The organism is Burkholderia sp. WSM2230, from assembly GCF_000472445.1.
Taxonomy (GTDB): domain Bacteria; phylum Pseudomonadota; class Gammaproteobacteria; order Burkholderiales; family Burkholderiaceae; genus Paraburkholderia.
The window spans coordinates 227421-240552 of sequence record NZ_AXAJ01000008.1 but is presented as its reverse complement, the minus strand read 5'-3'; the positions used below and the strand labels follow the sequence as shown (position 1 = coordinate 240552).

Here is a 13132-nt window from a genome sequence, read left to right as displayed (position 1 = left end):
AGGAGACGAACATGTCCGATACCAGCAACGTGACTCAGTCAGCTTCCGTCGCGAGCGCCGCCGGGCCGCAGGAAGACGTAATCCTCGCGCTCGAAAACGTCAGCAAGTACTTCGGCAAGGTCATCGCGCTGAGCGGCGTGACCTTGCGCCTGAAGCGCGGCGAAGTGCACTGCCTGCTCGGCGACAACGGCGCGGGCAAATCGACGCTCATCAAGACGCTCGCCGGCGTACATCAACCGTCGTCGGGCCAGTATCTTGTCGACGGCAAGCCGGTGCTGTTCGAGTCGCCGAAAGACGCGCTCGATCTCGGCATTGCCACCGTCTATCAGGACCTCGCGCTCGTGCCGCTTCTGTCTGTCGCGCGCAACTTTTTCATGGGGCGCGAACCGCAAAAGAAACTATTCGGGTTCCTGAACGTCATGGACCTTGAAACGAGCGCCGCCACCGCGCGCGACAAGCTCGCCGAAATGGGCATACATGTGCGCGATCCGCATCAGCCGATCGGCACGATGTCGGGCGGCGAGAAGCAGTGTCTCGCGATAGCGCGCGCCATTCACTTCGGCGCACGCGTGCTGATTCTCGACGAGCCGACCGCTGCGCTCGGCGTGAAGCAGAGCTTCAACGTACTCAAGCTCATCCACAAGGCGCGCGCGAAAGGCATCTCGGTGATCTTCATCACGCACAACGTGCATCACGCTTACCCGATCGGCGACTCGTTCACGCTGCTCAATCGCGGCAAATCGCTCGGCACGTTCACCAAGGAGACCATCAGCAAGGACGAAGTGCTCGACATGATGGCGGGCGGCGCCGAGATGCAGAAGATGATCGGCGAACTCGAAGGCGCAACGATCTGATTCATTCGCGCGGCGGCTGCTGCCGTGGCACCGCTCGCCGCGCTCCGTCATTCAGGGATATTCATGGCTCATTCCAGTACATTCAGCGGTACGCCGGCGCAAGGCTCGGGCGAAACCGCGGGCGTATCCGGCGCGAACGCCGGCAGCCGCTTCGCGCCGGGCCGCAGCCGCGACATCGTGTGCCTTGGCCGCCTCGCCGTCGATCTGTACGCGCAGCAGGTCGGCGCGCGCCTCGAGGACGTGTCGAGCTTCGCGAAGTATCTCGGCGGTTCGTCGGCGAATATCGCCTTCGGTTGCGCGCGGCTCGGGCTGGCGGCGGCGATGCTCGCGCGCGTCGGCAACGACCACATGGGCCGCTTTCTCACCGAAACGTTGACGAGAGAAGGCTGCGACGTGAGCCACGTGCGCGTCGATCGGGACCGCCTGACCGCGCTCGTGCTGCTCGGGCTCAAGGACCGCGATACGTTTCCGCTGATCTTCTACCGCGAGAATTGCGCTGACATGGCCGTGGACGAAGCCGACTTCGACGAGGCGTTCATCGCTTCATCCAAAGCGCTGCTGATTACCGGCACACACTTCTCCACCGAACAGGTGAACCGCACGAGCCGCCGCGCACTGGATTACGCGCGGCGCAACCAGGTGCGCACTGTGCTCGATATCGACTATCGCCCGGTGCTTTGGGGCCTCACGGGCAAAGCGGACGGCGAGACTCGCTTTGTCGCGAGCGAAGGCGTCACCGCGCATTTGCAGCGCATTCTGCCCTTGTTCGATCTCGTGATAGGCACGGAGGAAGAGTTTCGCATTGCCGGCGGCAAGAGCGAGCTGGTCGACGCGCTCGCCATGGTGCGCGCGGTCACGCCGGCCACGCTCGTGCTCAAGCGCGGGCCGATGGGTTGCCAGATCATCGACGGCAACGTGCCAGCCTCGCTCGATGAACTGCCGGTTCACGGCGGCGTGGAAGTCGAAGTGTTGAACGTGCTGGGCGCGGGCGACGCGTTTGCATCGGGCTTTCTCTCCGGATGGTTGCGCGATCAACCGCTCGACGCATGCGCGCGCGCCGCGAATGCGAGCGGCGCACTGGTCGTGTCGCGTCACGCCTGCGCGCCGGCCATGCCCACGCCCGCCGAACTCGACTACTTCCTGCGCGAGGCGAAAGCCGACCCTGAGCGCATGCGCCGCCCGGATCGCGACGCCACGCTGGCGCGCCTGCACCGCGTGACGCCCGCGCGCAAGCAATGGAACGAAGTACTCGGTTTTGCATTCGACCATCGCAATCAGTTCTTCGAACTCGCACAGCAGACCGGCGCCAGCGAGGCCCGTATCGCGCGACTCAAGGGCCTGTTCGTCGACGCGGTCGCGCAAACCGAAAGTGCGCTGGGCCTGCAAGGCCGCATCGGCGTATTGATCGACGACCGTTATGGGCAGGAGGCGCTCAATGCCGCGACCGGCCGCGGCTGGTGGATCGGCCGCCCGGTCGAATTGCCGGGCTCGGTGCCACTCGTGTTCGACCACGGCCGCTCGGTGGGCACGACGCTCGTGACGTGGCCGCACGAGCATGTCGCGAAATGCCTCGTGCAATTCCATCCCGACGAACCGATCGAACAGCGTCTGGAACAGGAAGCGCAATTGCGCGCCCTCTACGATGCAACCCAGACGAGCGGTCACGAGTTGCTGCTCGAGGTGATTCCGCCGAAGCACGCGAGCTTGCCGCAAGGGCCGAACGTCGTGTATCGCGCGTTGAAGCGGCTCTACAACATCGGCATCTACCCTGAGTGGTGGAAGCTGGAACCGATGGACGCCGCGCAGTGGCGCGAGATCGACGCACTGATCGCCGAGCGCGATCCGTATTGCCGCGGCGTGGTGCTGCTCGGTTTGTCGGCGGGCGTCGAGCAGTTGAACGAAGGCTTTCGCGCGGCGGCGCGCTCGTCGACGTGCCGCGGATTTACCGTGGGCCGCACGATCTTTCACGAGCCGAGCCACGCATGGCTCGCAGGCGAGATCGGCGACGACGAACTGATCGCGCGCGTGCGGCGCATTTTCGAAACGCTGATCGCATCATGGCGCGCGGCGCGTGACTCCGCCGCTGCGGAACGCGACGCGAACACGCATGTTCATCAGGAGCAGGCCGCATGAATCAGCGCTTTTCAGAGCACAAAGATCAGGATGACGAAGCAGTAGCGGGCGGCGCAGTTTCAGGCGGCACCATCCGCCTGACCACCGCGCAGGCGCTCGTGCGCTATCTGGCCGCACAACGTGTCGCAACAGAAGACGGGCTCGGCACCGAGCCGCTCTTTGGCGGCGTGTTCGCGATCTTCGGTCATGGCAACGTCGCCGGCATAGGCGAGGCGCTGTACCAGCATCGCGACGAACTGCCGACGCTACGCGCGCATAACGAACAGGCGATGGCGCATAGCGCGATTGCATATGCGAAGGCGCATTTCCGCCGCCGCATGATGGCGGTCACCACCTCCATCGGCCCGGGCGCCACCAATCTGCTGACCGCCGCGGCACTCGCGCACGTCAACCGTCTGCCGGTGCTGCTATTGCCGGGCGACATTTTCGTCTCGCGCGCGCCGGACCCCGTTTTACAGCAGCTTGAAGACTTCCACGACGGCGGCGTTTCCGCGAACGATGCGTTCAAGCCCGTGTCGCGCTACTTCGATCGCATCGTCCATCCCGCGCAATTGTTGAGTGCACTGCCGCGTGGGCTACGCGTGCTCACCGACGCAGCGTCGTGCGGCCCCGTCACGCTCGCACTGCCGCAAGACGTTCAGGCGCAGGCGTGGGACTTCCCCGCCGATTTCTTCGCGCCGCGCGTCGTGATGTTTTACTCGCCCGCACCGCGCGCGGACGAAATCGGCGCTGCGATCGAACGTTTGCGGCGCGCGCAGCGTCCGCTGATCGTCGCGGGCGGCGGCGTGCTGTACGGCCGCGCGACCGATGCGCTGCAACGCTTTGCCTCCGCGCACGGCATTCCTGTCGCGGAGACGCAAGCAGGCAAAGGTGCCCTCGCATGGGACGATCCTTTTAACGCCGGCGCATTGGGCGTGACGGGCTCGCCTGCTGCGAACGCGCTCGCGCGCGAGGCCGATTGTGTGCTCGCGCTCGGCACGCGCCTACAGGACTTCACCACCGGCTCGAATTCGCTTTTCACGCAGGCGCACGTTATCGGCATCAACGCGAATGCATTCGACGGCCTCAAGCATCGCGCGCAAGTGGTGGAAGCCGACGCACACCTCGCGCTCGACGCGCTCACCGCGGGCCTGCAGGACTGGCATGCGGAGCACGCGTGGACTGCGCGCGCCCGCGAACTCGCGGCCACCTGGCGTGACACGGTGCATGCGCTCACGCACGCGCCGCAGCGCGAGGCCGTGCTGCCCTACGAGGGCGATTTGATCGGCGCCGTACAACGTTCCAGCGCCAACTCGCCGATCCATGACATTGTGGTCTGCGCGGCGGGCACCTTGCCTGCGGAGCTGCATAAGCTGTGGCGTGCGGGTACGCCGGGCGCCTATCACGTCGAATACGGCTACTCGTGCATGGGCTATGAAATTGCCGGAGGGCTCGGTGCGAAACTGGCGCGACCGGAGCGCGAAGTGATCGTGATGGTAGGTGACGGCAGCTATCTGATGATGAACAGCGAGATCGCCACGTCGGTGATGCTCGGCGCGAAGCTGATCGTCGTGGTGCTCGACAATCGCGGCTACGGCTGCATCAATCGGCTGCAGCAGGCATGCGGGGGCGCGCCGTTCAACAACCTGCTCGAAGACTGCAGGCAGGGTCCGCTTGGCGCGCCGCGCATCGACTTCGCCGCGCACGCGCGAGCGCTCGGAGCGCACGCGGAACATGCGGCGAACATCGCAGAACTCGAAGTGGCATTGCAACGCGCACGCGCGGCGGACCGCACCTACGTGATCAGCATCGACACCGACCCCGCGCGCACCACGGCCGAGGGTGGCTGGTGGTGGGAAGTCGCGGTGCCCGAAGTATCACCGCGAGCGGGCGTGCTCGATGCGCGAGCGAACTATGAGGCGCAGGTTGCGGCGCGCGGCAAACCGCAGGGTGCGATGGAGCACAACGGCAAGGGCAACGCGAACGCCAAGGGCGATAACAACGAGGCCGGCAACCCTCTCCCCAACCACGAAGCCAATAACTGAGGATCGCTCGCATGACAGCTTTCAACGTACGCATCGGCATCAACCCGTTGTCGTGGATGAACGACGACCTGCCCTCGCTCGGCGGCGAGACGCCGCTGGAAGTCGCATTGACCGAGGGTCGCCAGATCGGCTATCAGGGCTTCGAACTCGGCAACAAGTTTCCGCGTGAGCCACAGGCATTGAAGACGCTGCTCGCGCAATACGACCTCGCGCTCGTCTCGGGATGGTATTCGGGACGTCTCGCGCGGCGCAGCGTCGAAGAAGAAATCGCGGAAGTCGGCCCGCACCTCGAACTGCTCGCGCAAAACGGCGCGACTGTCATGGTGTACGGCGAAGTGGCCGATTCCATTCAGGGTGCGCCAAGGCCGCTCTATCAACGGCCGCGTTTTTTCGGCGACGCGCAATGGGCCGCGTATGCCGCGCGCGTCGATGAATTCGCGCGCTATACGCTAAGCCGCGGCGTGCGGCTTGCGTACCATCATCACATGGGCGCCTACGTCGAAACGCCGGCCGACGTCGATCAGTTGATGTCGCGCACGAGCGACGTAGTCGGTCTGCTGTTCGACGCGGGACACATCACGTTCGCCGGCGGCGACCCGCTCAGCGTGCTCGACAAACACATCGGCCGCGTGTGCCACGTGCATTGCAAGGACGTGCGCCCCGCCGTCATGAAGCTCGCGCGCAATCGCAACTGGAGTTTTCTCGACGCGGTAATAGCAGGCGCGTTCACCGTGCCGGGCGACGGCGCGGTCGATTTTCCGTCGATCATCGCGCGGCTGAAGCAGCACGGTTATTCAGGCTGGCTCGTGGTCGAAGCAGAACAGGACCCGGTTGTCGCGCCCTCGTTCGAATACGCGCAAAAAGGCTTCAGCACATTGCGCGCGTTGGTCGACGCACCGCTCGACACGGCCGCGAGCAACAAGCCGCGCAATACGCAGGAGGCAGCATGAGTCTATTGGTGAAGGCCGAGCGCGAAGGCCAGACAATCGCGCGCGTAACACCGCAGTCGGCGTGCTGGCGATATGTCGGCTTTGCCGCTTATCGTATGGGTGCGAGTGAGGTCGTGCACGTATTCGAGCCGTCGCGCGAGGTGTGCATCGTGGTGCTTGCGGGCGCGGTGGACATTGAAACGCAGCACGCGAAGTGGTCTTCGCTGGGCTCGCGCGACAGCGTGTTCGAAGATGCCGCGCCCTACGCAGTGTATTTGCCGCCCGGCATGCGCACCGCCGTGCGTGCGTGCCGCGACGCCGAGATCGGCGTGGCGAGCGCGCCCGCGAAGGGAGAGTTTTTCGCGCGCCTGATCGAGCCGTCTTCCATGAAGCGCTCCACACGCGGCAAGGGCCTCAATACGCGATACGTTTGCGACATTCTTCCGCAAACCGAACCTGCCGAGTCGCTGCTGGTCGTCGAAGTGCGAACGCCTGGCGGACACGCTTCGAGCTATCCGCCGCACAAGCACGATACCGACAACGTGCCCCACGAGAGTTCGCTCGAAGAGACGTACTACCATCGGTTGAATCCGCCGCAAGGTTTTGCGTTTCAACGCGTGTACACCGATATGCGCGACATCGACGAATCCATGGCCGTTGAAGATCACGACGTCGTGATGGTGCCGCGCGGCTATCATCCGGTGGTCGTGCCTTATGGTTACGACTCGTACTATCTGAACGTGATGGCGGGCGCGCAGCGCGTGTGGCACTTCCGCAACGATCCGGCGCACGAGTGGATCATCAATAAAGAAGAGTGAGTTGTGCCGCTTGCCGCGCGCTGAGTCATTTGCCGCGCGCGGCGAGATCCACGTCGAGCGCACCGTCGGTGCCCATCCGCACCGTGCCTTTGGAAACGTCCCGGCGATAGCCGTACAGATCGAACTTCATCGCGCCCGAGTTCGAACTGTCCTTGATGAAGGTTCGCGCGTTGGTGACGAGCGAGTTGAACATCTTCACGTCGCCGGACTCGATCCATACATAGCTCTTTGCAGCGCTCTTTCCACCGTTGTCCGGCGGCCGCGCGAGAGCAACGCCGGTCTCGCGTTTGAACTTGAGAACGAGGCCGTCGTCGGTCACCGTCGCGCTCGCGAGGCGCCCTTGCAACACCGGCGGTGGAAATACGGTGTACTGATCGAATACGAGTTCGTTGCCTTGCAGCGCGACGCCCTTGCGCGTGAACGGTGTCAGCGAGGCAAGCGGAATGTCGAGCGCGCGCAGCAATGCGGCCTGCGGCACGCCAAGCACCTTCACAGAAGTCGGCTGATACACGAGGTGCCGCTCGTCTCTCGCGACGATCGTGCCGCTCATCGTCGTGGGCAGCCATACGCCAGGAAAGTGATTCCACAGCTTGATGCCGCCCGTGACTTCGAGCTTGCCGTCCATCGGTTTCAATTGAAGGTCGTTGAGCGAGCGTGGCTCGTAATCGAGCAGATAGTCGTTAAATAGCGCAGCCATCGCGGGCCACGGCTCGACCACCTCCCCGCCGATGATACGTATGTCGTACTGCCCCGGATCGTCGAGATCGACCGGTTGGCCCGGCGTCTTCGGGACCATCTGCGCGTCGAGTGAGCGCACGTGAAAGCCGATGCGCCCCGCTACGTAGAAGTCCACGTTTTCGACGTGAATCAGCGCGGTAGTACCGGGCGAATGACGCTCGTCGTTGGGTGTAGGGGTTCGAGTCCCCTGCGCGCGGCCGGACAATGCCGCGCGCAGGCTGACAGGCATCGCGCGCGCCGCCGACGCGCTTTGCAAGCTCTGCGGTACGTGTTGCCAGACGAGCCGCGCCTGTGCGAGCGACGCCTGCTGCGCGCGAATGAAGCTGTCGTTAAAGCGCGCGTTCGCGCTGCCGATCTGCTGCGGCGGCTCGTTCGCCACGCTCGCAACGGCGGTGAACGAAGGCAGGTGAACGTCCAGCGCACCGGCTTCGTCGAACGTGAAATAGCCGGCGGCCATCTGATCGCGATAGTGGTACAGATCGAGCACGAACGGCGTGCCGGCGTCGATGGGCGTCAACGCCATGTCGATGTTCATCGGCATGGAGCGCATGAACTTCACATCGCCGCCTTGCAGCAGCATGCCGCGCGCGGGCATGTTCGCGGGCCAGTCGATCTTCGGCAGCGTGCCGTCGTCGAGCGTGAAGCGCACGCCCGCCGCGCTCGTCGCGATGTTCGCGATGCGCATGCGCAGCGCGGGCGGCGGTGTCAGCTTCGCGACCTGCATCACGACGTCGTCGCCGTCGAGGCGCGCAATCGGCGTATGAACTCTGAGCAGGTCGGCCATCTTCACATGCGCGGCCTGCATCAACTTGTCGGCGGCCACGCCCGCGACCTCGACGTGATCGGCATGGAACACGAGTTCGTCGGCACTGCGCATCGCGAGCGATCCCGACAGCACGATCGGCACCCACGTGTCGCGATGCATCTCGCCGGTAATGCGCAAGCTGCCGCCATCCTGCGGCACAACGCGCATGTTGCGCAGCGGCGAGCCCTGGTAACGAAACAGATAACGGTTGAAGATGGCGGTGAGCTTCGCGCTGTCGAGCGTGACTTCGCCGCGATGCACGTCGATCATTACGCTCGTCGGGTCATCGAAGACGATCGGCTCGCCGGCGCGCGCCGGCACCAGCGTCGCCGCCATATCGTGAATCATGAAGCCGATGTCGCCGGTCACGCGGAAATCGACGTCGCGCGCGAACATCAGCGAACCGTCGATGCCTGAGTCGCGCAGCGTCAGCGCGCGGCTGCGTTTCATGCTCATGCCGCTCGCGGCCGGCACGCGCTCTGCGATGCTTTGCTCAAAAGCGAGTTGTTGCGCTTTTGCGGCTTCTATCGCTGGGCGCGGCGATGAAGTGGCTTGCGCACCCGAGGCGCTCGAACCTGGCAGGTCCGCGGAGGGCGCGGCGTTCATCGTGGAAGTCGCGCCGGCGCACGCCGACATGAAAAGCACCGCGCTCAACAACGCGACGGCTGCGCGCAGCGGCACTCGCCAGCCACTCGTGGATGCCACCACGCATGCTCGATGCCCGCGTGCCGCCCATGGCTTGCATCTGGGCTTGTCGCGGAAAGCGTCTTTGTCTTTCATGATGTCTCCTCCTGAAGCCGCGACGCATCCGGCGGACGCGCTTGCCCGCGCCGGCGCCGCGCGCCTTCGAATGATTGTCTTTATTTGTCCGCGTGCTGCCGACAACATTTCTGGAGGATGCTCACCAAACAATCAAGCGTTTGAATCGCCGTGTGCGGTCGGCGCAAAGCCGCGCAGGCTGGTCGCGAGCGCGGTGTCGACCATCGGATTTCAAACGCGAATTGCGCCGTCGCTTTTGAGCGAGCGCCCGACTCGCCTGGAAAGAAAGATCATGCGAGCCGATTCAACCCACGCCGAGCCATTCGCGCATGACGTCGGCGCGTTGCAGGAACGCGTCAAGCTCGCCGTCGAAGACGATCTCGCCATGCCCCATCACCGCGACGCGGCGCGCAATGTCGCGTGCGATCACAAGGCGCTGTTCGATCAGCAGCATCGCCATGCCGCGCTCGCGCAGCACGCGCAGACATTGCGCGACCTGCTGCATGACCGAGCTTGCGAGGCCCTCGCCCGGTTCGTCCACCACGAGCAGATCCGGGTCGCCGAGCAACGCACGCGCGAGCGCGAGCATCTGCTGCTCGCCGCCCGACAGTGCGCCCGCACGCGTGCGCTTGCGCTCGCGCAGCACGGGGAAAAGCGTGTACGCATCGTCGATGGTAAAGCGAGCAGGCTCTGCGCGCCTGCTTTCGCGCCGACGCGGCACGACGCCCAACTCGAGGTTTTCGCCGACGCTCAACGTAGGAAACACATCGCGATGCTCGGACACGTAGCCGATGCCGAGCCGCGCGATTTCGTACGTACGCAGTCCGGCGAGCGAGCGGCCCGCGAAGCGCAGCTCGCCGTCGCATTGCACGAGGCCCATGATCGCGCGGGCGAGCGTCGAGCGTCCGGAGCCGTTGCGGCCGACGAGCGCGAGCACTTCGCCGGCGTCGATCCGCAGGCTCACGCCGTGCAATGCCTGGCTCAGGCCGTACCATGCGTCGAGTCCGCGAATGTCGAGCAAAGGCGTCATACGCCGCCTCGCTCATCGAACCCGTCGCCCAGATAGGCCGCGCGTACCGCGGCGTCGGCGCGAATCGCCGTGGGCGTGCCGGTCGCGATAATGCGCCCTTGCACAAGCACTGAAATGCGATCGGCGATGGCGAACACCGCGTTCATGTCGTGCTCGACCATCAGCAGCGTGCGACCCCCGGTGGTCTCGCGGATCAGTTCGATCGCGCGTGCCGCCTCGGCGCGATTCATGCCGGCGGTGGGCTCGTCGAGCAGCAACGTATGCGCGCCGCCCGCGAGCGCAATGCCGAGGTCGAGCGCGCGCTGCTCCGCATAGCTGAGCGTGCCGGCCGGCACTTGCGCGCGCTCGCCGAGGCCGACCGCCTCGAGCACCTGCCACGCGCGTGCATCGACCGTGGATGAACCCGCAAAACGCTGCCACCAGCGCGTGCGGTCGCGCTCGGCAAGCAGTGCGGCGCAGCGCAGGTTGTCAAAGACGCTCAGGCGCGCGAAAACGCTGGTGCTCTGGAAACTGCGCGCGAGGCCGCGGCGCGTGATGGCCGCCGGCGCAAGCCGCGTGATATCCGCGCCGAACAGATGGATGCGCCCCGCGTTGGACCGCGCGCCGCCGGCGATCAGATTGAACAGCGTGGATTTGCCCGCGCCGTTCGGCCCGATCAGCGCATGGCGTTCGCCCGGTTCGATGGCGAGATTCACGCCGCGCAGGATCTGCGTGGCGCCAAAACGTTTTTCGACGCCATACAGCGCGAGCGCCGGGATCATCGCGCGTCTCCGGTGTTTTGCAGCACGCGCACCTGCGCGGCAAGACGGCCTTGTGCCCGGCGCGCGGCTAATGCCGCCAGCGTGCCGCAAGCAGCCAGGACCACAATCGCGAGGCCAAGCCGCAAAGTCGACGACGCGACGAACGATAGCAGCGAAGGCCCGGCGGTCGCGCGCAGCGCAGCGCCTTCGTCCGCGCCGAATTGCGCGGCGTACGCCCACTGCACCGCGAGCACGACGGCGGCGCTCCACAGAAGAAGCGCCGCCGTGCCGGCCAGATAGAGCGCACGACACTGCCGCCAGCCATACCGTACGAGCCGCGCCACATGCCGCTCCATGAAACCGGCGAGCCCATCCGGTGCAGCCACCACGATCACGACAAAGAACAGCCCGAGATAAAAGAGCCAGGCGCGGGTGACGCTGGCCACCGCCACGCTGAAAAACGTCAGCATGACCGCGCCCGCGACCGGCCCAAAAAAGGCGCCCGTGCCGCCGGTCACCGTCGCGATCAGCACAGTGCCGGAGCGCACCATGCTCACGCTTTCCGTCGACACCAGCTCGACATTGATTAGCCCAAGCGTGCCCGCGACGCCCGCAAAAAACGCCGACATCACCACGACGCCATGGCGGATCCGGCGCGGATAGCAGCCGATGGCCGCGGCGCGCGCCGGGTTGTCGCGCACGGCGTTGGCGAGGCGCATGAACGGCGTGCGCGTCAGCGCGAACATCGCCGCGGCGGCGAGCAGACACCACAGCGCGATCAGCGCATACGCCTCGCGGGCCGGGCCGAATGTCCACGCGCCGAACGTCGGTCCGCTCGCGCGGTCGATTGCGACGCCTGCCTCGCCGCCGAACCAGCCGGGCAAGGTCCACGCGGCGGCGGCGACGAGTTCGCCGATGCCGAGCGTGATCATCGCGAACGCCGTGCCGGCGCCGCGCGTCGAAATGAAACCGAGCAGCGCGCCGCATAGCGCGGCCCCTGCTCCGCCGATGAGCGGCAGCAGCGCGAGCGGTACGCCGGCACGGTTGAACACGTGCGCGGCGATCAGTGCGCCGAGGCCGGAGTAAGCCGCATGTCCGAACGACAACAGTCCTGTTTCGCCGAGCAGCAGGTTGTACGAGAGCGCGAAGACGATCATCGTCGCGGTCTGCGCGAGGTAGGCGAGCAGCCAGCTTTGCCGCCAGATGAAGGGCGGCAGCGCAAGCAGCAGAACCAGCGCGAGCCACGGTAACAGACGGCGCCACGTGACGGACCTGACGCGCCCGGCCTGCAGGGCTTGAGCGGCTCGCGCATCGGCCTCCGGCCTTGACGTCGCGGCGACTCGTGCGGTGGGCTTGAAGAGTTCACGCATGGTCGTCACGCCGTCCGGATAGTCCGCGCGGGCGCAGCGCCAGCATCGCGACGAGCAGCAGATACGGAATCAGCGGCGCGAGCTGTGCGAGCGTGAGCGTGTCCCATTCGCGCGGCAGGGAAGCGTCGAAGATGGCGAGCACGTCGCCGAGCGATACGTCGCTTGCAACCGCGAGCGTCTGCACACAGCCGATCAGCAGCGACGCTGTGAGCGCGCCGCCCAGCGACCCGAGCCCGCCTATCACGACGACCACGAACACGATCGAGCCGAGCGATTCGGCCATCGCCGGTTCGATCACAGAGAGCGGCGCGCCGATCACGCCGGCCAGCGCGGCCAGCGCCGTGCCCGCCGCAAACACGCCGGTGAAGACACGCGGCACGTTGTGACCGAGCGCTTCGACGGCGCTCGCGTGCGTGAGTGCCGCGCGAACGATGAGCCCCGCTTTCGACACCCGCAGCACCGCGTACAGGAGCGCCAGCATGCCGAGCGAAACCGCCATCATGAATGCGCGATAACGCGCAAAGGTCGCGCCATACAGCGTGAAAAGCGGACCGTCGAGCGCCGCGGGCACGCTTGCGCCGAGCGGACTCAAGCCCCAGCCGAGCTTGACGAGTTCGCCGAGCACATAGGCGGCGCCGAAGGTCAGCAGCAACTCGGCCAGATGTCCGTGGCTTCGCACGCGGCGCAATAGCCAGCGTTCGAGCGCGGCACCAATCAGCCCGACGGCAAGCGGCGCGATCACGAGCGCGGCCCAGAAGCCGGCTCGCGCCGCGACCGAGTAGCCGACGTAAGCGCCCAGCATGTAGAAGCTCGCGTGCGCGAAGTTGAGCACGCCGAGCATGCTGAAAATCAGCGTCAAGCCGGCCGACAGCATGAAAAGCAGGAGGCCGAAGCTGATTCCGTTCAGCAGATTGATGACGAACGACTGCACG

General features: G+C 65.7%; 10 protein-coding genes. 5 read left to right on the top strand and 5 right to left on the bottom strand.

The annotated features are described in order from the left end of the window. Nucleotides 1-11: 11 nt before the first annotated feature. From A3AC_RS0117890 to iolB, 5 genes are all read left to right on the top strand, one after another. Nucleotides 12-854: an ATP-binding cassette domain-containing protein gene (locus A3AC_RS0117890; protein WP_025600543.1), complete on the top strand. Its 843-nt coding sequence runs from the start codon at nucleotides 12-14 to the stop codon at nucleotides 852-854. A 63-nt stretch (nucleotides 855-917) separates the two neighbouring features. After that, nucleotides 918-2987, top strand: a complete 2070-nt coding sequence (locus A3AC_RS0117885; protein ID WP_025600541.1) for a bifunctional 5-dehydro-2-deoxygluconokinase/5-dehydro-2-deoxyphosphogluconate aldolase — start codon at nucleotides 918-920, stop codon at nucleotides 2985-2987. After that, on the top strand, nucleotides 2984-5011 hold the full coding sequence (iolD, locus tag A3AC_RS0117880) for a 3D-(3,5/4)-trihydroxycyclohexane-1,2-dione acylhydrolase (decyclizing) (RefSeq protein WP_025600539.1): 2028 nt from the start codon (nucleotides 2984-2986) through the stop codon (nucleotides 5009-5011). The genes A3AC_RS0117885 and iolD overlap by 4 nt, the downstream gene beginning before the upstream one ends. An 11-nt stretch (nucleotides 5012-5022) precedes the next feature. Next, complete coding sequence (iolE, locus tag A3AC_RS0117875) at nucleotides 5023-5961, top strand: myo-inosose-2 dehydratase (protein ID WP_025600538.1); 939 nt, start codon at nucleotides 5023-5025, stop codon at nucleotides 5959-5961. Next, a complete protein-coding gene (gene iolB, locus A3AC_RS0117870; RefSeq protein ID WP_025600537.1) occupies nucleotides 5958-6758 on the top strand; it encodes a 5-deoxy-glucuronate isomerase in 801 nt (266 codons plus the stop codon). Before iolE ends, iolB begins: the two co-directional genes overlap by 4 nt. A gap of 25 nt (nucleotides 6759-6783) precedes the next feature. On the opposite strand, the gene A3AC_RS0117865 is transcribed toward iolB, so the two are convergent. The 5 genes from A3AC_RS0117865 to A3AC_RS0117845 form a co-directional block, all read right to left on the bottom strand. Next, a complete protein-coding gene (locus A3AC_RS0117865; RefSeq protein ID WP_025600535.1) occupies nucleotides 6784-9081 on the bottom strand; it encodes a hypothetical protein in 2298 nt (765 codons plus the stop codon). Nucleotides 9082-9364: 283 nt separating this feature from the next. Further along, entirely contained in the window at nucleotides 9365-10090 is a 726-nt protein-coding gene (locus A3AC_RS0117860) for an ABC transporter ATP-binding protein (RefSeq protein WP_025600534.1), read from the bottom strand. Then, nucleotides 10087-10851 carry an ABC transporter ATP-binding protein gene (locus tag A3AC_RS0117855; protein WP_025600533.1) on the bottom strand — a complete coding sequence of 255 codons (765 nt, stop codon included), beginning with the start codon at nucleotides 10849-10851 and terminating at the stop codon, nucleotides 10087-10089. The genes A3AC_RS0117860 and A3AC_RS0117855 overlap by 4 nt, the downstream gene beginning before the upstream one ends. Beyond that, nucleotides 10848-12200: a branched-chain amino acid ABC transporter permease gene (locus A3AC_RS0117850; protein WP_025600531.1), complete on the bottom strand. Its 1353-nt coding sequence runs from the start codon at nucleotides 12198-12200 to the stop codon at nucleotides 10848-10850. The genes A3AC_RS0117855 and A3AC_RS0117850 overlap by 4 nt, the downstream gene beginning before the upstream one ends. Continuing rightward, nucleotides 12193-13131, bottom strand: a complete 939-nt coding sequence (locus A3AC_RS0117845; protein ID WP_025600530.1) for a branched-chain amino acid ABC transporter permease — start codon at nucleotides 13129-13131, stop codon at nucleotides 12193-12195. The genes A3AC_RS0117850 and A3AC_RS0117845 overlap by 8 nt, the downstream gene beginning before the upstream one ends. Nucleotide 13132 lies beyond the last annotated feature (1 nt).

Excerpts from the sequence above, each read along its gene's own strand:
- iolB (WP_025600537.1), top strand. The coding sequence starts at position 5,958 with ATGAGTCTATTGGTGAAGGCCGAGCGCGAAGGCCAGACAATCGCGCGC.
- iolE (WP_025600538.1), top strand. The coding sequence starts at position 5,023 with ATGACAGCTTTCAACGTACGCATCGGCATCAACCCGTTGTCGTGGATG.
- A3AC_RS0117885 (WP_025600541.1), top strand. The coding sequence starts at position 918 with ATGGCTCATTCCAGTACATTCAGCGGTACGCCGGCGCAAGGCTCGGGC.
- A3AC_RS0117865 (WP_025600535.1), bottom strand. The coding sequence starts at position 9,081 with ATGAAAGACAAAGACGCTTTCCGCGACAAGCCCAGATGCAAGCCATGG.
- A3AC_RS0117860 (WP_025600534.1), bottom strand. The coding sequence starts at position 10,090 with ATGACGCCTTTGCTCGACATTCGCGGACTCGACGCATGGTACGGCCTG.
- A3AC_RS0117850 (WP_025600531.1), bottom strand. The coding sequence starts at position 12,200 with ATGCGTGAACTCTTCAAGCCCACCGCACGAGTCGCCGCGACGTCAAGG.
- A3AC_RS0117890 (WP_025600543.1), top strand. The coding sequence starts at position 12 with ATGTCCGATACCAGCAACGTGACTCAGTCAGCTTCCGTCGCGAGCGCC.
- A3AC_RS0117855 (WP_025600533.1), bottom strand. The coding sequence starts at position 10,851 with ATGATCCCGGCGCTCGCGCTGTATGGCGTCGAAAAACGTTTTGGCGCC.
- iolD (WP_025600539.1), top strand. The coding sequence starts at position 2,984 with ATGAATCAGCGCTTTTCAGAGCACAAAGATCAGGATGACGAAGCAGTA.